This window comes from Sphaerochaeta sp. (assembly GCF_050256055.1).
In the GTDB taxonomy this organism is placed as follows: Bacteria; Spirochaetota; Spirochaetia; order Sphaerochaetales; family Sphaerochaetaceae; genus Sphaerochaeta.
Window position 1 is genome coordinate 1 of record NZ_JBFWIJ010000007.1, and the last position, 18032, is coordinate 18032.

General features: G+C 50.7%; 19 protein-coding genes and 1 tRNA gene. 13 read left to right on the top strand and 7 right to left on the bottom strand.

Annotated features, from left to right (window positions below; translation table 11 throughout):
• Positions 1-130 precede the first annotated feature (130 nt).
• The 10 genes from AB7C91_RS04140 to AB7C91_RS04185 all read left to right on the top strand — a co-directional run bounded on the left by AB7C91_RS04140 (position 131) and on the right by AB7C91_RS04185 (position 9111).
• Positions 131-204 (top strand) — tRNA-Arg (locus AB7C91_RS04140).
• A 141-nt stretch (positions 205-345) separates the two neighbouring features.
• Positions 346-894: a thioredoxin family protein gene (locus tag AB7C91_RS04145; protein WP_332447238.1), complete on the top strand. Its 549-nt coding sequence runs from the start codon at positions 346-348 to the stop codon at positions 892-894.
• The gene (locus AB7C91_RS04150) at positions 882-1445 is read left to right on the top strand and encodes a GNAT family N-acetyltransferase (RefSeq protein ID WP_332447239.1); all 564 of its coding nucleotides are present in this window, start codon (positions 882-884) and stop codon (positions 1443-1445) included. Before AB7C91_RS04145 ends, AB7C91_RS04150 begins: the two co-directional genes overlap by 13 nt.
• Positions 1446-1557: 112 nt before the next feature.
• Positions 1558-1800: a hypothetical protein gene (locus tag AB7C91_RS04155; RefSeq protein WP_332447240.1), complete on the top strand. Its 243-nt coding sequence runs from the start codon at positions 1558-1560 to the stop codon at positions 1798-1800.
• A 271-nt stretch (positions 1801-2071) separates the two neighbouring features.
• Positions 2072-3202: an ABC transporter ATP-binding protein gene (locus AB7C91_RS04160; RefSeq protein WP_332447241.1), complete on the top strand. Its 1131-nt coding sequence runs from the start codon at positions 2072-2074 to the stop codon at positions 3200-3202.
• Complete coding sequence (locus tag AB7C91_RS04165; protein ID WP_332447242.1) at positions 3199-4134, top strand: ABC transporter permease; 936 nt, start codon at positions 3199-3201, stop codon at positions 4132-4134. The genes AB7C91_RS04160 and AB7C91_RS04165 overlap by 4 nt, the downstream gene beginning before the upstream one ends.
• Positions 4131-4934, top strand: a complete 804-nt coding sequence (locus AB7C91_RS04170; protein ID WP_332447243.1) for an ABC transporter permease — start codon at positions 4131-4133, stop codon at positions 4932-4934. Before AB7C91_RS04165 ends, AB7C91_RS04170 begins: the two co-directional genes overlap by 4 nt.
• 141 nt (positions 4935-5075) lie before the next feature.
• A complete protein-coding gene (gene putP, locus AB7C91_RS04175; protein WP_332447244.1) occupies positions 5076-6572 on the top strand; it encodes a sodium/proline symporter PutP in 1497 nt (498 codons plus the stop codon).
• A 320-nt stretch (positions 6573-6892) separates the two neighbouring features.
• On the top strand, positions 6893-8197 hold the full coding sequence (locus AB7C91_RS04180) for an O-acetylhomoserine aminocarboxypropyltransferase/cysteine synthase family protein (protein ID WP_428589412.1): 1305 nt from the start codon (positions 6893-6895) through the stop codon (positions 8195-8197).
• Entirely contained in the window at positions 8188-9111 is a 924-nt protein-coding gene (locus AB7C91_RS04185) for a homoserine O-succinyltransferase (RefSeq protein WP_428589415.1), read from the top strand. Before AB7C91_RS04180 ends, AB7C91_RS04185 begins: the two co-directional genes overlap by 10 nt.
• Here the strand turns inward: AB7C91_RS04185 and AB7C91_RS04190 are convergent.
• From AB7C91_RS04190 to AB7C91_RS04200, 3 genes are read right to left on the bottom strand one after another with little or no spacing between them, the layout of a single operon-like run.
• Complete coding sequence (locus tag AB7C91_RS04190; protein WP_428589418.1) at positions 9072-9788, bottom strand: MTAP family purine nucleoside phosphorylase; 717 nt, start codon at positions 9786-9788, stop codon at positions 9072-9074. The two genes, AB7C91_RS04185 and AB7C91_RS04190, sit on opposite strands and share 40 nt — an antisense overlap.
• Complete coding sequence (locus tag AB7C91_RS04195; RefSeq protein ID WP_332446285.1) at positions 9785-10795, bottom strand: translation initiation factor 2; 1011 nt, start codon at positions 10793-10795, stop codon at positions 9785-9787. Before AB7C91_RS04195 ends, AB7C91_RS04190 begins: the two co-directional genes overlap by 4 nt.
• Positions 10795-11304 (bottom strand): nucleoside deaminase, encoded by a 510-nt coding sequence (locus AB7C91_RS04200; protein ID WP_332446286.1) that lies wholly within the window; start codon positions 11302-11304, stop codon positions 10795-10797. Before AB7C91_RS04200 ends, AB7C91_RS04195 begins: the two co-directional genes overlap by 1 nt.
• A 233-nt stretch (positions 11305-11537) precedes the next feature.
• Between AB7C91_RS04200 and AB7C91_RS04205 the strand changes: the two genes are divergently transcribed.
• Together AB7C91_RS04205 and AB7C91_RS04210 are read left to right on the top strand one after the other, a co-directional pair.
• A complete protein-coding gene (locus tag AB7C91_RS04205) occupies positions 11538-12794 on the top strand; it encodes an FKBP-type peptidyl-prolyl cis-trans isomerase N-terminal domain-containing protein (protein ID WP_332446288.1) in 1257 nt (418 codons plus the stop codon).
• Positions 12795-12885: 91 nt separating this feature from the next.
• Positions 12886-13542: a GntR family transcriptional regulator gene (locus tag AB7C91_RS04210; protein WP_332446289.1), complete on the top strand. Its 657-nt coding sequence runs from the start codon at positions 12886-12888 to the stop codon at positions 13540-13542.
• On the opposite strand, the gene AB7C91_RS04215 is transcribed toward AB7C91_RS04210, so the two are convergent.
• The gene (locus AB7C91_RS04215) at positions 13517-13906 is read right to left on the bottom strand and encodes a YhcH/YjgK/YiaL family protein (protein ID WP_332446290.1); all 390 of its coding nucleotides are present in this window, start codon (positions 13904-13906) and stop codon (positions 13517-13519) included. The two genes, AB7C91_RS04210 and AB7C91_RS04215, sit on opposite strands and share 26 nt — an antisense overlap.
• Positions 13906-14547 (bottom strand): cytidylate kinase-like family protein, encoded by a 642-nt coding sequence (locus AB7C91_RS04220; protein ID WP_332446291.1) that lies wholly within the window; start codon positions 14545-14547, stop codon positions 13906-13908. Before AB7C91_RS04220 ends, AB7C91_RS04215 begins: the two co-directional genes overlap by 1 nt.
• 108 nt (positions 14548-14655) lie before the next feature.
• Between AB7C91_RS04220 and AB7C91_RS04225 the strand changes: the two genes are divergently transcribed.
• On the top strand, positions 14656-15519 hold the full coding sequence (locus tag AB7C91_RS04225; RefSeq protein WP_428589424.1) for a hypothetical protein: 864 nt from the start codon (positions 14656-14658) through the stop codon (positions 15517-15519).
• On the opposite strand, the gene AB7C91_RS04230 is transcribed toward AB7C91_RS04225, so the two are convergent.
• Positions 15516-17231 carry a cyclase family protein gene (locus AB7C91_RS04230; RefSeq protein ID WP_332446293.1) on the bottom strand — a complete coding sequence of 572 codons (1716 nt, stop codon included), beginning with the start codon at positions 17229-17231 and terminating at the stop codon, positions 15516-15518. The two genes, AB7C91_RS04225 and AB7C91_RS04230, sit on opposite strands and share 4 nt — an antisense overlap.
• Entirely contained in the window at positions 17228-17989 is a 762-nt protein-coding gene (locus tag AB7C91_RS04235; RefSeq protein WP_332446294.1) for a DNA-3-methyladenine glycosylase family protein, read from the bottom strand. The genes AB7C91_RS04230 and AB7C91_RS04235 overlap by 4 nt, the downstream gene beginning before the upstream one ends.
• Between the last annotated feature and the right edge of the window lie 43 nt (positions 17990-18032).

Genomic DNA, 18032 nt, shown 5'->3' on the forward strand with positions numbered 1-18032 from the left:
TAGGCAAGCTTAAATATAATGGTTATCAATCATATTTCTTCAAATCTTTTTCTTTGCGTACCATCTTTACCTTTTTCATAATTTACGCTAAGGTTTCATCGCCTTTGATGCCTTGTGCATCAGAGTTTGTGCGCCAATAGCTCAGTTGGATAGAGCAACTGCCTTCTAAGCAGTAGGTCAGAGGTTCGAGACCTCTTTGGCGTAAAGCCTCAGATTTGTTGGATGAGCAGATGCAGTTTTCTTGTATCTGCTTGTTTTTTTGTCTGGGACTTAACCTACCACTTGATTCTTGGTTGCTCCACCATCAATCCTCCACTATACTTATTGGCAATGTGGGGAGAAGTGATGAAACGTTTTCTATTTGCAGCATCTTTGGCAATGCTGATGCTATTGGGAGGGTGCAGTACCACCAGGCAGGAACAGACACCGTTTGAAATACTCAAACAGTCAGTAGTTGACCGGCAAGGTAACAAAATGGAGATCGACTCCGATTATCTGCTCATGTACTATGCTGCAGACTGGTGTCCGTATTGTGTTGCCTATGCCGACCAATTAAAGCAGACCTATGAACAATACAAGCAGCTCTTCGGCAACAGAATCGAAATCATATTTGCCGGACACAAAGACGACCAATCAAACCAAGCCTTGTTGGCATTTCTCGACCAAGGAAACTACCCATTCGGGTATATCAGGTTTGAGGATAGAGAAAGGACAAACGTAATGGGTCTTCTGGGACCCGATCGTTTTTATATTCCCGGTTTTTTGTTGCTGGATCGCGACGGAAACATCCTCTCCTCCTCAAACGGAGAAACCAAGGATGATTATGTTCGTGACCGCCCGTTGTATCATTTGCAAAGCTTATTGATGCAAGACTGTGCTTCATGCCAGAAATAAAAGAGGATACGGTGACCACCTTTTCCACGGAACGGCTGACTTTGAAGGTACTTTCTGGCGAGCAAGCTCCCTTGCTGCAGGAATATCTGCTGAATAATCGAACATTCCATAAACCTTGGGAACCAACGCGGGATGATGCATATTATGCACTGGATTCCTGCGGAAAGTTGCTGGAATTCGAGCAAATGGCCTTTGAGAACAAAACCAGCCTGCCTTTCTACCTCTTTGAAAAAAACGGACAGCATATCATCGGCAAAGCATCGTTGACCAATATTGTCTACGGCCCGTTCCAATCATGCTTCCTCGGCTACGGACTGGATGCAATGCACCTGCACCAAGGATTCATGACCGAAGCCCTAAAGAAAATACTTGTACTGGCCTTCTCCACCTATGGACTCCATAGAGTGGAGGCAAATATCATGCCCAGGAATGCAGAATCACGGAAATTGGTCCAAGGACTCGGATTCAGGGAAGAAGGCTTGAGCACCCATTACCTGCAGATCAACGGCATCTGGGAGGACCACCTTCACTACGTGCTGCTCAACGAATAGAAGTTCTGTCAGAAGTGATGCATTGAATCCATACTTTTCTGGCATTCCATCGATTGGGAATGCTCAGAATATTGACGACATACCTGTTGTCAAGTAGATTGATAGATAAGGTATGGCATATGTTTGCTATAGGCTGGATTATTCGAACAATGAGGAAACCATGCTGCATTACGACCAGAGAATCCAGACCAATCATCCCTTCGACTACTGTCGGGTGTACGACGACCCCAAGGATCCGAAACTAGCCGAATTCACTCGCGTCATCTGGTTCGGATACGACGAGGAAGGACCGGCTGTGTATCGGGAAAACCCTTCAACCGGAAAGATTGTGCGCCTCGATTTCCTCAAATCTTAGGTACAGTCACTTTGCAGGTCTTGCACCTTTCCCCTTCTTGGATTAGCCTAAACGTATCATTGGAATTCATCGCTTTGAAAACCATTGGTAAAACTGCTTTATTTTTTTATATAATATGTTTTTATTTACCTTTATACAATTGTCCTGCTTTTTCGGGCAAACTGCTTGACAGAGCTGGTCAAATATTCGATATTCGCAGTACATCGTGAAGGCTCCCAAAGCAATTTTTGGGAAATTCTGCGCCTGAAACGAGTGGAGGGAAGGGAAAAGATTGAAAGGTGTTGAAGTTACTGTCGAACGGGTCACCCGCTCCTATGGCGATTTCAAGGCACTCGATGATGTGAGTGTCCAAATCCATAAAGGTGAGTTTTTCTCACTGCTCGGTCCCTCAGGGTGCGGAAAAACCACCCTACTGAGAATTATTGCTGGATTTGATTATCCGGATACGGGAAACGTGGCGTTCGACAACCGGGACATTCTGCCCCTGGCTCCTGACAAACGTCAATCCAATACCGTATTTCAGACGTATGCGTTGTTTCCCCATCTTACCGTCTACGAAAACATTGCATTTCCCCTTCGTCTCAAGCATGTAGAAAAGAAAGTCATCGACCAGAAGGTCAAAGAATATGTGAAACTCGTCCAGCTTGAGGAACACTTGTACAAGAAACCCTCGATGCTCAGCGGCGGGCAGAAACAGCGTGTAGCAATTGCCCGAGCCCTCATCAATGAGCCAAGAGTCCTTCTTTTGGATGAACCTCTGTCAGCCTTGGATGCAAAACTCAGACAGAACCTTTTGGTGGAACTTGACCAGATCCATGACAAGGTAGGCATCACCTTCATCTATGTAACCCATGACCAAAGTGAAGCACTCTCCGTCTCTGACCGAATTGCAGTCATGAACAAAGGCAAGGTCTTGCAGATCGGCACTCCGTATGAAATATACGAAGCCCCTGCAACAAGGTTTGTCGCACAGTTCATCGGAGAAACCAACATCTTTCCCTGCAAAGTGCTTTCCTGTGAACCATACGAATCGGAGTATCTGATGCGCGTCGAGGTTCCCGCCCTCAAAGGGGAGATTACCGTAACCGATTACGAACCTCAGCAGATCGGTTCACTGATGGACTTCACTGTTCGACCGGAGAAAGTGAGAATATCGAGTAATGTCCCGCGTTCGACCACCAAGGAATTGAATACCTTCAAGGGAATCGTCGAGGAACCGGTGTATTCCGGTTTCCAATCGAAGTTCTATGTAAAGCTGGAAAATGAAAGCTCCACCCAAGTCAAGGTTTTCAAACAGCATACGGCATTCCTGGAAGATGGACCCGACATCGAATGGAAGGATACGGTGTACGTCAGCTGGACAGCGACCGACGGATACCTGGTAAAGGATACCGAGCGATGAAACGAGTCCTCAAGCCAAGGGAGCGTGAACAACTGCTGGGTACCATCTACGGGTATCCGATGGGATTGTGGTTCACCCTCTTCTTCACCGTTCCATTGGGTATCATCATTCTTTACAGTTTCATGAAACGGGGGCTGTATGGAGGGGTGGAAGCACAGTTCACCCTCACCGCCTACAAACAGATGTTCAACCCAAGCTTCGGTTTGGTTGTATTCCGAACACTGTGGATCAGCGTGGTATCCACCTTCCTGTGCATCCTCATCGCCATACCCTGCGGCTATGCCATGGCAAAAAGCAAGCACCAAACCTTCTTGCTTTTCTTGATCATCATTCCCTTCTGGACCAATTCCTTGATCCGCATCTATGCCTGGATATCGATCCTCTCCACTGAAGGGTTCATCAACTCCCTGTTGATGCGCATGGGTTTGATCGACGAAGGGCTGAAGCTCATTTACAACAACGGGGCTGTCATTCTTGTACTCATCTACATGTACCTGCCGTTTGCCATCCTTCCGTTGTTCACCACCATCGATAAATTCGACTTCTCCCTGCTGGATGCCGCACGCGACCTTGGAGCGTCCAAGCTGGAAGCCATCCTCAAGGTGATGTTCCCCAACATCAAGAGCGGTCTCAGCACCGCGTTCATCTTCACCTTCATTCCCATCTTCGGTGCGTATACCGTTCCTCTCTTGGTCGGAGGAAAAGACTCCACCATGATCGGCAACATCATCGTCGATCAAGTATCGAAGACGAGAAACTGGCCGTTGGCCTCCGCCTTCTCGATGATTCTCACCCTCATCTCCTTGGTGGGTGTATTCTGGATGCTCACCAACGGGAAGCGCGAGCAATCACAGAAAGAGAACAAGAAGACATCCCAACAAGCACTGGAACACAACATCAAGACGCATCACAGTCAACGAGGTGTAAAATGAATTACCACAAGTATTCAAATAAAACCAACATCTCGTTTTCCTATGTGATGCTCTCCTTGGTGGTGGTCTTTCTCTTCATCCCCTTGTTTGTTGTGGTTTTCTTTTCCTTCAACAGTGCAAAAGGCATGCAATGGGACCATGCATCATTGGTCTGGTATGAAAAGCTGATCTTCGACAGCCCTTCCTTGTGGGCCGCCTTCAAAAACAGCCTGATCATCGCCCTCACCAGCAGTATGAGTGCAACCGTGTTGGGTTCCTTGGCCGCAATCGGCATCAAATGGTATCGATTCCACGGACGAAGCTACATCTCCACCGTCAGTTACCTACCGATGGTACTGCCCGAGGTCATCATCGGTATCTCGATGTTGATCTTCTTCTCGGCGGTGAAAATCCGACTGGGAATGTTCACCATCTTTGTGGCCCATACCACCTTCAACCTGCCATTCGTCTTCATGATGGTCAGCGCCCGACTGGATGAGTTCGATTACTCCACCCTCGAAGCCGCTCGCGATCTCGGGGCCAATGAACGCCAGACCTTGATGAAGGTCATCATCCCCACCATCATCCCGGCCATCCTCTCCGGTTTTCTGATGTGCATCACCATGTCCCTCGAAGACTTTGTCATCACCTTCTTCGTGTCGGGACCTGGTTCGGGAACCCTGCCGTTGTATGTATATTCGATGATCAGATACGGCGTGTCACCGGTCATCAACGCACTCTCCTTCGTCATGATACTCGGCACCATGCTCATAGCCTTCATATTCAGAAAGTTCCTCAAGACGGTAGCTGCCAGCAGCTGATCGTAGTATTGCAACCATAAAATCTTCCAAAACCTGCATAAATATGCAGGTTTTTATACATCTTAATTTGGATTTCTCTTGAATCCTGCTTCTACAACAGGTATTCTGAATAAACATGTTTCAGTTGGGAGAGAATTGTCCATGAACAGCTATCAAATTATCACCGCTCTGGCATTCGCCATCTACCTTGGGCTTATGTTGTCCATCGGCTTTGTGACGTACAAGAAAACAAAATCAACCAGTGACTACTTCCTCGGAGGGCGCTCGATAGGCCCCTGGTTCACCGCCCTCAGCGCCGAAGCCTCGGACATGTCCGGTTGGTTGTTGATGGGGCTTCCCGGCCTCGCCTACTTCTCCGGATTGCAGGAAGCCTTCTGGACAGCCGTCGGGCTTCTGGTCGGCACGTACCTGAACTGGTTGCTCGTTGCCAAACGGATGCGCAAGTACACCATCCATGCAAAGGACTCCATTACCATTCCTGAATTCTTGACCAATCGCTTCCACGACAAGTCGAAGGCGTTGCAAACGATCAGTTCCATCATCATCCTGATGTTCTTCATCGTATATACGGCAAGCGGTTTTCTTGCCTCCGCAAAACTCTTTACCGCCGTATTTGGACTCAACTACTACATCGCACTGTTGCTCGGGGTCGCCGTAATCCTGGGGTATACGCTGCTCGGCGGTTATCTTGCCGTAGTGGCTACCGATTTCCTCCAAGGAAGTCTGATGTTCATCGCCTTGATCGCCACAGGTTTCATTGCTCTCATTCTTGCCGGCGGACCTGCCCATACGTTCAATGAACTGGCGCAGTTCGGCCGACATTTCATCAATCCCTTCATTACTCCGCCGGGAACCAGTTATGGCTTTTTGCAGATTCTCAGCGCATTGGCCTGGGGCCTCGGCTATTTTGGAATGCCGCACATCCTGGTCCGTTTCATGTCCATCCGCAGCAATGCCGAGGTGAAGACCAGCAGAAGGATTGCAATGGTCTGGGTGAGTCTTGCAATGGCAGCGGCCCTTCTGGTCGGCGTGGTAGGAAAAGTGTTTCTGGTACCTCTGGTCTATGAATCCCAAAGCGCCGCCGAAGCAGTCTTCATTGCAAGCATGCAGAAGATATTCCCCACCTTCATTGCAGGGTTCTTCCTTTGTGCCATTCTTGCTGCATCCATGAGTACTGCAGACAGCCAACTCTTGGTAGCATCATCGGCATTCAGCAAGGATGTGTACAAAGCATTGCTTCGTAAGGATGCCTCCGACAAGGAAACCCTGTTGGTGAGCAGAATTACCGTAGTCACCATTACCATCATTGCCATCTTCCTTGCCATGGACCCCAATTCCTCCATATTTGATGTCGTCAGCTACGCTTGGGCTGGATTCGGGGCAACCTTCGGACCGGTGATCCTCGCTTCCTTGTTCTGGAGACGGGCAAGCCGAAACGGTGCGATTGCCGCCATGGTCAGTGGAGGACTTACCGTCGTAATTTGGAAACAACTCTCCGGCGGCCTCTTCGATGTCTACGAACTGTTGCCGGGCTTCATCATTGCATCCATTTTCATGGTGATTTTCAGCCTGCTGGAGAAACATCCAGATCCAAAGATGTTCGAGGAATTCGACGCCTATATGGCCATCGAGGACTGAACAAAAGCCGGGAGCCAAAAACTCCCGGTTTTTTTTGCCAATCCTGTTGACACGTACCGTCGAGTCATCTAGACTAAATACAATTTCCAGCCTTTCGGTAGGATATCTTTCTTGGAGGAGGCACATCGATGATGCAGATGCAAATGACTGCTGATACAACCGATCCTATGATGTGCCGTTGTGCACGCGCATAAACCAACTCCAAGGAATTTCCATGAAAACAGCCAAACATCCTCGCTGTGGCTCCGTTGTAGACCATATGTGAATCCATCCGTTCTTCGAACCGATCACCCCACATTATGAACAATCAGGAGCAAATCATGCACACTACTACGTATCATTTCGAGACACTGGCACTGCATGCAGGCCAAGAACAACCTGATCCGGCAAATGGAGCCCGTGTGGTTCCCATCTACCAGACCGCCAGTTATGTCTTTGACAACTGCGCCCATGCCGAAGCCAGATTCAATCTGACGGAGCCCGGAAATATCTACAGCCGTCTCACCAACCCCACCCAGGAGGCGTTTGAAAAACGGATTGCAACGCTGGAAGGAGGCGTAGGGGCATTGGCGGTAGCCAGTGGTTCTGCGGCGATCACCTACGCCATCCTCAATCTTGCAAAGCAGGGCGAGCACATCGTTTCAGCCGAAACAATCTATGGAGGTACCTACAACCTGTTCTCCCAAACCATCAGTGAATGGGGCATTGAGACAACATTCGTCGATCCTGTGGATCTGGACGCCGTGGGATCCGCCTTCAGGCCGACGACCAAGGCGCTTTTTGTCGAGACGGTCGGCAACCCCAATGCAACGTTATGCGATCTTCAGGCGCTCAGTGCCATTGCGCACGCTCATCACGTACCATTGGTAGTGGACAACACGTTTGCAACTCCGTATCTGGTTCGTCCCATTGAAAGCGGTGCCGACATCGTCGTACATTCGGCGACCAAGTTCATTGGGGGTCATGGCACATCCCTGGGCGGAGTCATCATAGACAGCGGTGCATTCGATTGGAAAGCCAGCGGGAAATTCCCCGCTCTCAGTGAACCCAATCCAAGCTATCATGGGATAAGCTTCACTGAAGCGGCGAAGGAAACTGCATGGATTACCAAAGCACGGGCAGTCTTACTCAGGGACACCGGTGCCTGCCTTTCCCCTTGGCATTCTTTCCTTTTCCTCCAAGGATTGGAAACCCTATCCCTGCGCGTGGAACGCCATGTACAGAATACACTCGCGGTGGTCAACTACCTTGCGAACCATGACAAGGTAGCCAAGGTAAACCACCCCAGTCTTGAGGATAATCCGTATCATGCATTGTACAAACGGTATTTCCCGAACGGGGGGATCAGTATCTTTACCTTCGACATCAAGGGAAGCAAGGCCGATGCACAGACCTTCATAGATTCTTTGCGTATCTTCAGCCTGCTCGCCAATGTGGCGGATGTCAAATCACTGGTCATCCATCCCGGTTCCACCACGCATGCACAGTTGAGCAAGGAGGTGCTTGAAAGCCAGGGAATCACCGATACAACCATCAGGCTCTCCATTGGTTGCGAGCATATCGATGACCTGCTTGCCGATCTGGACCAAGCCTTTGCACAGGTGGGAGGCCCCGCATGCCAGTAACCATCCCCGAACATCTTCCTGCAGCCGAGGCACTGAAACAGGAGAATATTTTCTTCATGACGAAAGATCGTGCCATCCATCAGGATATCAGGCCGCTGCAAGTGGTTCTACTGAACCTGATGCCGGACAAGATTCGTACGGAACAGCAATTTCTCCGCCTGTTGGGCAATACAGCCCTCCAGGTGGAGGTCACCTTCCTGACCACAGCCAGCTACGAGAGCAAACATACTCCCCGCTCCTATCTTCAGACGTTTTATGAGACCTTCGACGAGGTCAAACATCGGCGTTTTGATGCCTTGATCATCACCGGGAGTCCTGTCGAAACCTTGGAATTCGAACAAGTCGCCTACTGGGATGAACTGAAACGGATCCTTTCTTGGGCAAAGGAGCAGGTCTATTGCTCACTGTACGTCTGCTGGGCTGCGCAAGCTGCACTCTATCATGCGTATGGAATACAGAAACACAAACTCCCGGCGAAACTCAGCGGGGTATATGCGCATACGGTTGAGCAGAAGCATCATCCGTTGGTCCGAGGATTCGACGACTGCTTTTGGGCGCCTCACTCACGCCACACCACAGTATCGGAAGCAGCGGTACAAGCCCAGCAAGATCTCTTGGTCCTCGCACGCTCAGAGGAGGCTGGACTGTACCTGGCGGCCAGTCGTGATGGAAGGAGGGTCTACGTGACAGGGCACAGTGAGTATGACGAACGGACCCTGGATGAAGAGTACCGACGGGATACAGATGCCGGGTTGGACGCATTGGAACCCGTTCACTACTACCAAGGCAATCAAGTCCAAGTCACTTGGAGAGGGCATGCCCATCTCTTGTTCAGCAATTGGCTCAACTACCTTGTGTACCAGAATACCCCCTATCATCTGGAGGAATTGAGCAATGCATCCAGACACAAGTGAGTCATCCGGTCTTTCAGTCGTGCTATCTGCGCATCATCGATGAAGGCGACGGCATGTTGAATACCGACAGCCCAGTTGATGCTGTAGGCCAAAGCTGCCGTCTTGGTCCCCGCTTCACGAAGCAGGCTTACCTCGGTGGCAAGGGTCATCCCGACGATATCGCAGCCGAGAGAGGCCAAATACCGTATTTCCGCTTTGGTTTCCAGTCTTGGTCCATTGGTGCAGGCATACACCCCTGCATCAACCAAGCTGGGATCAAGGTGCAGCAGTCGTTGTTGCAGGGTTTGGTCGAACACTTCATCCATGGCAACATGGACCACCTGATGTTCGCCTCCGGTAAAAAAGGTGTTGGCCCGGCTTCCTCCGCTCAGATCGATGAAATCAGAAACCAGACCGATACAACCAGGCTCGAGTTTCGCCGAGATCGATCCGACCGCATAGATCCCGATTGCCTCTTCTACACCGAGTTGGCGCAGCGCCGCGACATTCGCACGATAGTTGATCATATGGGGAGGAAGGGAATGCTGTGAGCCGTGACGGGGAAGAAACACCAAGGTTTCATATCGGCCTGCACCCAGAAACACCTCCACCTTGCCATAATCGGTAATTACCTGCTTTGGTTGCAGGCTATAGCCGTCCAATGTATCGACACCGGTTCCTCCGATGATAGCTTTCATGAAAAACTCCTCTGTATCTGATGCGGGGAAAGCACGCCCTTTGCCGTGACGATGCCGCGCACCAATTCGGCAGGGATACTATCGAAAGCAGGGTACAATGCACCGATCCCCTTTTTGGTCGTGCTTCTGCCCAGGCATTGGGTGACTTCGCCGGCACTACGCATTTCCATTACCAGATCCTGCCTTCCCCTCTTGGTGGGATCAGGGGAAACACTGAACGCATAATACGGAACGCCATAGGCGTGTGCGGCAAGCGCATTCGAGAGCGTGCCCACCTTGTTGACCACCGTCCCATCGAGACAGACGACATCTGCTGCTGTCATGTAATGGGTGACCATATGCTCGGAAATCACCGTCGCCCCCATTCCATCGGTGATCAACTGCACCTCAATGCCCATCTCCTGCAGACTGGGAGCGGTAAGCCGGGATCCCTGCAGGTACGGCCTTGTTTCATTGGCGATCACCCGTACGTGCTTACCTTCCGCCTGTGCATACGCGAGGGAAAGCAGGAAGGTATGTTCGGCGAAACAGGTGGTCAGAATGGTATTCTCCGGCCCCAGCAGGGAACTGCCGAATCGTCCCATGACCTCATAGACATGATCAAAAGAAGCTTGGACAGCCTCGACTTTCGGCTCGACCAAATCAAGCCAATCGGAAGGATGGGAAGCAAGTTCTGCAAGCAATCCCTGAATGACCCGTTTCATCGTGGTGTTGGTGGGCCTGGCTGCGATCAGAAGGTCGCAGGCCCTCTCAAGGACGGCAGGATCTCTAGGCAAGCGGCCTTCCCGCATCTGTTTGGCAACGTACACCATCGTCGTCAAGGCAACCTCAAGCGGTCCACCGCCTTGGGTCACCATGGACTGCAAAGCACCGGCGATTTCCTCAACCGATGTGCAAACTTCAAACCGACGCTTGAACGGGAACACCCTGCGATCGCCGATGAGGATCCGTCCGTCTTCTATCCTGCAGATGTTCTCCCGTTTCAAAAGATACGGCAGCTCCATCATCAATGCACCCAGAATCCGATATGATCGGCCACGATTGCCTCTATGAGGGAGGGATCGTCGGTCGGTCCCACCACCTCAATGTCCTTCTGTCCATGCGCAAGCACCTCGGCGCTTGGAAGGTCGAAGGTGGGGTTCTGCACATCCGCCTCCGTCAAGGCAAGCAATTGTTTTTCGGTAATCCCGTACACTAAACGGCGGACATTGGTCCAGTAGAGCGCTCCGGTGCACATGACGCACGGCTCTGCATTGGTATAGAGCGTGCAGGTGGCAAGGAATTCGCTGTCATACCGTTTGCTTGCCTTGAACAAAAGCAAGGTCTCGGCATGCATTGCAGACCCTCCTTCCTCATAATCGTTGCCCTGCTCCATCAGGATGGCCCCTTTTGCATCAGCGAGCAAAGCCCCAAAAGGATGGTTGCCTTTCAGTTTCGCCTCATGGGCTATCCTTACGGTTTCATACAACAACGCCTTGTCCTTGGCATCGGGTTTTTGGGTGGTAATCAACGGCATACTTCGACTCCTTGCACACATGGATGCACCTACCCTATCATGGGAATGCCAAGTTGGCAATCAGCAGAAAAGTTCACAAAACTACAAGAATGGACCTATTTGGCGATAATGTAGTACAATAGGTGCATTCACCAAACTACGGCTGAACGATTGTGCATTGACGTTTGGGAAAAGAGCACGTACATTGGAAGGAAGTTGCAAGCATTGCAACAAACCCAAAAAAAGGAATGACTATGAAGAAGAATAATCGTACAAAGCTGGTCGTGACCCTCTTGGTCATGATGCTTCTTTCTTCTGCCTTGTTTGCAATGGGCATGAAGGAAAGCCAGAGTGGAGCCGTAACGGTACGGATCCTCTCAGCCCTGAATCAGAACGGCCAGATGATATTTGTGGCTCGCACACTTGAAGGCGAGGACATCACGTTCCAAACCTCGAGCGATACCGTTTCCAGTTACCCGGCAACCTCATTGTCCAGCGGCGATTATGTGGAAGTAGTACTTTCACAGGGAGTTGCCTCTGATATCCGTTACATCAACCCATTGGTGCAAACCGGGGTTCTGCCCTATTCGATCAACATGGACCAGCAGACCACCCTCGGGAGCCTTACCGACCGTTTCAGCTATGCCTACGGTTACATGCTGCTCCAATCGTTCGCTTCCCAAGGTTTGTTCTTTGATGCCGGCTATTATGTAAAGGGTGCCCTTGACGGATATGCCGACTCCCAGAGTGAAGTCAAGAATGGATATTTCACACTTGAGGAGCTGTATGCGAACGTCAATGATTACCAGGAGAAGGTATGGAATGCCGGTCAGGCTCCCACCGACTACGGTACAGCTTCCTACGCTTCGATCGAGGAAGTTGCTTCATTGGCCAAACCGACCGATTTGGTGAACATCTTCAGTTATACCTATGGATATCTGTTGGCATTGAATATGGCCGGACAGGGCATCACCGTCAACGGTGATCTCTATGCTTCCGGTGCGCTGGATTTTGCGTGCAACAACACCCTGATGATGAATGACACCGAAATGCAGAGTGCTTTCATGGAATATCAGAAAGTGCTTGAGGATGAGTACCAGGCTTGGAAAACCGAAGTTGCTGCGAGCAACCTGAAGGATGCAGAAGCATTCCTGGCCAAGAACAAGACCAATGACGGCGTGATCACCACCGCCAGTGGACTGCAATACCAAGTTCTCACCCCCAGTGACGGGAAGAAGCCGAGCCTTGAGGACAAGGTTGAGGTGAATTACCAACTGCAGATGATGGACGGTACGGTGGTTGAGAGTTCATACGATGCAGGACAAACTGCCCACTTCCCGGTGAATAGCTTGATCCCTGGTTTCACCGAGGCACTGTTGACCATGAACACAGGAAGCGTCATCCGTACCTGGATCCATCCTAGTCTTGGATACGGTGAGAACGGAACCGACACCATCCTGCCCAACTCTCTGTTGATCTTCGATATTGAACTGGTCGGCATCGACCAGTAAACCAAGAGTAACACTTTGGAAAGGCCGCAGTTTTACACTGCGGTTTTTTCGTATCTATGCACATCAGAGGCGTTTGTATATACTGAAGATGATGGACACGCACAACAAAAGCCAATTGATAGAGGACATCTATACTTTTCTGAAGAACCGCATCCGCCAAGGTGAACTTTCCAACGGAGCAAAACTTTCGGAAAATACGCTGGCAACGCAGTTTTCCTGTTCACGTACTCCGGTCCGTGAGGCGCTCAAGCGTTTGGAACAGGATGGGTTCGTCGTCATCATCGCCCATAGCGGAAGCTATGTCCGGGACACCACCATGGTCGATTATCAGCAATTGACCGAAGTCAGGGCATATCTGGAAGCTCTGGCCATTCGACTGGCCTGTGAAAACCACGCCGACCCAACCAAACTGGAAGGGTTGCTGAAGCACATGGATGCATTATGGCAACAGAAACAATCCTTTGATGTACAGTCTTTCAATGCGCTCCACTATCAGTTTCATCTAGAATTGGTCAAACTGGCGAACAACGACCTTTTGACGCTCACCTACAGTCGATTGAATCTAAGCGAGGCGGTGCTGTTGTTCTCCCAACATCTCACCAACAGAGGCATCGAAAAAACACAACGAGAGCATCGACGCCTGGTCGAAGCGATCAGGGCTGGGGATGCAAAAAAAGGAGAGCGCTTCATGCTCTCCCATCTCTGGCGCAAACGAGAACGATTCAAGCAGCAGGTTCAGGCAATCTGAAAATCACTTTGTGTACGGCTGTAGGAGAAGCTGCCTGCTGACCATGACGGTATTGCTCCCCGGCTTTGAACAGAATGAACATGCCCGTGGTGCATTGCACCACCACCGTTGCCTTGTCACCCTGATACAGCGAACACATCTCCTCGCCTTCCAGGATGACATGTAATTCATCGTACTCAGCCGTATGAGCGGTTCCCATATCGGTTGAGACGTAGGACAGCACTTGATAGGAAAGCCCGTCAACCTGATGATTTCCCGCCTCATCCGCATAGGGCAGACTGCGATCGAGGATGTCGATCACCGTCTGCCATGCAGGATGGAGACCACGATACCATTCAAGCATATCCAAAAGATCGAACAGCATCAGATGGCCTTGCCTTCATTCTTCATCCACAGCTGCTCGAAACCGAGGATTTGTTCGACACACCCTTCGATACCGAGTTTGCCGCTGTCCAGGCTCAGATCATACGTCCTGCACATTCCCCACTTTCGGTCACTGTAATAATTGTAAAAATTGGCACGTTGCTTGTCTGCTTTCAGGCAGGCATCCTCGGCTTTGTTCTCCGGTACCTCATACACCCTGACCGCCCGTTCCTTCCGGTTGGCAAGATCAGCATGAATGAAAATATTCAACACATGTTCCATATCCCTGAGGATGTAATCGGCACATCGTCCGACAATGACGCAGGGACCTTCGGCGGCAAGACGTTTGATCGTTTTGCTTTGGATAAGAAACAACTGGTCGTTCAAGGGCATTTCCGTAACTCCCAATGCCCCGCTGGCCATCGGATAGTTGCCCATTACCAAGGAATAGAAAATACTGCTGGTGGCCTTTTCATCAGCATTGGAGAACAGCGCTTCACTCAAACCGCTGTCCCGGGCGCTGATCGCGATAAGCTCCTTATCGTAGAAAGGGATCCCTAGCTTTTCAGCAAGATGCTTTCCTACCTGCCTTCCGCCGCTTCCGAACTGTCTTCCGATAGTAAATACGGTCTGTGTACTCATATGCAGGTTCCTCCACTACCTAGAGTATAGCATATCGACGGGGTGTGTGCAGGTTGGAACTTGCAATGGAATGCAGAAAACCCTACGATTGAGCTAAGGAAGTCTACAATGATAACACTGAAAAACGCAAAATATGTCATGGAACTCTCAAATGTGGGTGCTGAAATCCATTCACTGATCAATACGCAACAGGGTAATCAGTACATCTGGAACGGTGACCCTGCGTTCTGGGGCAGACACACCCCGTTGCTGTTTCCCGTAACCGGTCCCCTCCCCGACGGACACATTCAGGTACAAGGGAAATCCTATCCGATGCCGGTCAACGGATTCGCACGCGACATGCCGTTCCAAGTCCTGTCCCACACGGAAACCGAAGCGGTGTTCCTGCTTTCCTCCAACGAGGAAACCAAAGCTTTCTATCCCTTCGATTTCTCCTTGCAGGTCACCCATACCCTGCTCGATGACGGATACCGCAGTACGGCTCAGATCAAAGCGAATGAGCAACTGTGGTGCACGTTTGGATGGCACCCCGCCTTCAGCCTGGACATGAATCAGAACGGAGCGGATCTCAGCACCTTTGTGGTTGAATTCGAACAGGAGGAATCCGTCGATCGGCTCTACCCGGTCAATGGTATCTTCAAGACGGAGAAGCAATTCCTGCATCATCAGAAAACATTGCAACTGAGCAGGACTGAAACTGACAAGGGGCCCATCGTCCTCAACGGATTACGATCCGCATGGGTGAAACTTTCAAGTACGCAGGGGAAACACAGCGTAACAGTACAGCGAGCTGATATGCCTACCTTGGTGATCTGGACCAAGGAACAGTTGCATGCCCAATTCATCTGTGTTGAGCCGATGTACAGCTTCCAGGATGCCGCAAGAAATCCTGAGCTTTCGAAGATGGAAGGCATGCTTCATCTTGCTGCCGGCGAGAGCCGAACCTTCTCCAATGCCTTCACCTTCAATTAATCGGCGACACAAGCAATGACGCGGGTGGGAGCACCATCCGCATGTTCGAACAGAAGGGGGAGGCAGGTCAGTTGGACCACCTTCCCCAGAATCGGTTCGAGATTCGTCAGATTTTCAAGGATCAGTGCCTCGCGGGAAAACAGGAGATGATGCAGGGGAAACTCCATCGATCCTTGCTCGTCCGCATTTGCGGTATCGAAACCGAACAGGCGTACTCCCCTGTCCAGCAACCAAGTCGCCGCTTCGATCGTAAGCGGCACCGGATGATTGCCTTGGTCGGTATATAAGAGAATCGCATCCCACATCGGCTCCAAAGTACAGACCATCTGCAAATCGATGCAGGCAAAGCCGGTACAATCCATTACGTAGGCAGTGCAGAAAAAACGGGATGGGTCCAATACATCAAGGCTCGGACCTGATGCCAGCATATGAAACGGACTGTCCATATGCGTCCCGCTGTGGGAACCAAACCGCAAGGAGGTTAGGTTCCATCCCTCTCGCTCGATGGTGTGCACCTGCTTCAGTACCACGGGAGGATCGCCGGCATAGCTTTCCATCCCGGTGTGGAAGGGACGGGTAAGGTCATACCGCTTATAGGAGATCCCCTTCTTCTGCCGGTACAATTGGTGGCTGAAGGCTTTTCTGGCAGTTTCATACAAGGTGGTTCGCAAACCATCGTCACATTCCTTCAAGGGACCCTGCAGGCGATACACCAAATCATTTGCCGCTCTGGCCGCAAGACTTTGCACATCCTCCACCGACCTTCGGAACGCAAGGTATCGCACCACCTTCGCCGTATCCTCGGCTATGAGGGAGTCAGCTTGAGCGATCGCACGCGAGCGAGCCGGCAAGGGCACATCCAAGTCTTGTAAGGTATACAACAGGACACCTTCTTTCCGCGATATAAAAGGATCGATGTCCCGTACACCGGCAAGATCGAAAAACATGCGAACGTCTTTCGTCTCTTCAAGGGTTACGGTATATTCCATGCCTTTGGTTGCACTGATGACGACCAAATCTTTGGAAAACAAGGAAAAACGTTCTGTGTAGGAAATTGCCGCCACCCCAGGGGGAAGCAACAGATCGGCCTTTTCAAGATCCCTGAACGTCATGGTCACCGTATGGTGATGGCTTGCCAAGGCAGCAGCGACCACTCTGGCTTGTGCACTGCTTCCGATTACCAAAACCTGCTGCGCTCCAGGTCCCAACCTTGCCTCAATCGCTTCGGCGATCGTCTCATCAGGAACTTGCAGGTTGATTTTGCTCTGTATTTTCTTGGCGGTGGTGACAGCCTCACGACCCAGGTATTCCAGCAACGGGGAAGCACAGCCACAGAAACGTGCCCGCTCCAAGCTTTTCAACACTTGGCTGATGATCTGATCCTCTCCAAACAAGGGGCTGAGCAACCCACTGGCCAAGGAAAAGGCATGGTCGATGCATGCTTCGCCTCCGAGTGTATAGACATGGTCTCGCCAAGCAAGGATAGGAAGGGACAGTGCACGAAGCATCGGCTCAACCAAACCGGTCTTGCTTTGCTCACACCATACTTCAACACGATCACACGTGGACAAAAGCAGCACAGCTTCACTTTGGGTTTGTTTCTTGATCTTGACACTTGCATCCTGCAACTGGTTTTCACTGAACGAAAAGGACGCATGTACAGAGGGAGGAAATTGATCAAAACGCACTCCTGCGATAGTGAGTGGAATCATACGTGTCCTCCTTGGTTTCGTTCGGCATGGAACAAATATTGCTGGGCCAGGCCAGCATAAGGCGCAAAATACGAGCTGTCTTTTCCCGGATACCGGTCTTGCATCACTTTTTGCATCCAAGTGTCCATCGGAAACGCCTCCATCCGATGATACCCAAACAGCAGGATGCATGCAGCCACCTTCGGCCCCACCCCTTTGATTTGCATCAGGGCGGACAAGGCTTGTTCGTAAGGTAAAGCGGGCAATGCCCAAAGAATCCGGTGCTGTTGTATCGCATCGAGAAGATAGGGAGCGCGGAACCCAAGGCCAAGCGAGCGCAATGCGGTCTCGTCGACACTTTCCAGTGCCTCGGGCCTTGGCAGGGAGAAAAACCCTGCTTCACTGCTTCTCCCATACTGAACACTCAAACGTTCATACAACTGCCTGATCCGTTTGATGTTGTTGTTCTGACTGAGCAGAAACCCCACAAGGACTTCCCAGGGGTCCTGATTCAGAATATGTAAGCTCCGATACCGTTCGATGCAGGTTTTCAGATGCTCATCACGCATACATAAGGTTGACTCGGCTTTGGTATATTCCCAATCCATATCAAAATAGTGAAACAAAAATGCATCGTTCACAACCAACTCGGAAAAATCGGCCTCGTTGAATTGTATGAATCGATCCTGGATCACCGCCTGATACAGCGGTCCATTCTTCTTCCATGCAAAGGTTTGACCGCAGAAAAGCGTCGCCTCCAAATTGAGCATATGCATCATAGTGCTACTCTAGCAAAGCGCATCAGCTCTTGCAAGCAACCGG

What these genes read in the sequence shown, in the direction of transcription:
- AB7C91_RS04145 (WP_332447238.1), top strand. Translation starts at nt 346, where the DNA reads ATGAAACGTTTTCTATTTGCAGCATCTTTGGCAATGCTGATGCTATTG.
- AB7C91_RS04150 (WP_332447239.1), top strand. Translation starts at nt 882, where the DNA reads ATGCCAGAAATAAAAGAGGATACGGTGACCACCTTTTCCACGGAACGG.
- AB7C91_RS04155 (WP_332447240.1), top strand. Translation starts at nt 1,558, where the DNA reads ATGGCATATGTTTGCTATAGGCTGGATTATTCGAACAATGAGGAAACC.
- AB7C91_RS04165 (WP_332447242.1), top strand. Translation starts at nt 3,199, where the DNA reads ATGAAACGAGTCCTCAAGCCAAGGGAGCGTGAACAACTGCTGGGTACC.
- AB7C91_RS04170 (WP_332447243.1), top strand. Translation starts at nt 4,131, where the DNA reads ATGAATTACCACAAGTATTCAAATAAAACCAACATCTCGTTTTCCTAT.
- putP (WP_332447244.1), top strand. Translation starts at nt 5,076, where the DNA reads ATGAACAGCTATCAAATTATCACCGCTCTGGCATTCGCCATCTACCTT.
- AB7C91_RS04180 (WP_428589412.1), top strand. Translation starts at nt 6,893, where the DNA reads ATGCACACTACTACGTATCATTTCGAGACACTGGCACTGCATGCAGGC.
- AB7C91_RS04185 (WP_428589415.1), top strand. Translation starts at nt 8,188, where the DNA reads ATGCCAGTAACCATCCCCGAACATCTTCCTGCAGCCGAGGCACTGAAA.
- AB7C91_RS04190 (WP_428589418.1), bottom strand. Translation starts at nt 9,788, where the DNA reads ATGAAAGCTATCATCGGAGGAACCGGTGTCGATACATTGGACGGCTAT.
- AB7C91_RS04195 (WP_332446285.1), bottom strand. Translation starts at nt 10,795, where the DNA reads ATGATGGAGCTGCCGTATCTTTTGAAACGGGAGAACATCTGCAGGATA.
- AB7C91_RS04200 (WP_332446286.1), bottom strand. Translation starts at nt 11,304, where the DNA reads ATGCCGTTGATTACCACCCAAAAACCCGATGCCAAGGACAAGGCGTTG.
- AB7C91_RS04205 (WP_332446288.1), top strand. Translation starts at nt 11,538, where the DNA reads ATGAAGAAGAATAATCGTACAAAGCTGGTCGTGACCCTCTTGGTCATG.
- AB7C91_RS04210 (WP_332446289.1), top strand. Translation starts at nt 12,886, where the DNA reads ATGGACACGCACAACAAAAGCCAATTGATAGAGGACATCTATACTTTT.
- AB7C91_RS04215 (WP_332446290.1), bottom strand. Translation starts at nt 13,906, where the DNA reads ATGCTGTTCGATCTTTTGGATATGCTTGAATGGTATCGTGGTCTCCAT.
- AB7C91_RS04220 (WP_332446291.1), bottom strand. Translation starts at nt 14,547, where the DNA reads ATGAGTACACAGACCGTATTTACTATCGGAAGACAGTTCGGAAGCGGC.
- AB7C91_RS04225 (WP_428589424.1), top strand. Translation starts at nt 14,656, where the DNA reads ATGATAACACTGAAAAACGCAAAATATGTCATGGAACTCTCAAATGTG.
- AB7C91_RS04230 (WP_332446293.1), bottom strand. Translation starts at nt 17,231, where the DNA reads ATGATTCCACTCACTATCGCAGGAGTGCGTTTTGATCAATTTCCTCCC.
- AB7C91_RS04235 (WP_332446294.1), bottom strand. Translation starts at nt 17,989, where the DNA reads ATGATGCATATGCTCAATTTGGAGGCGACGCTTTTCTGCGGTCAAACC.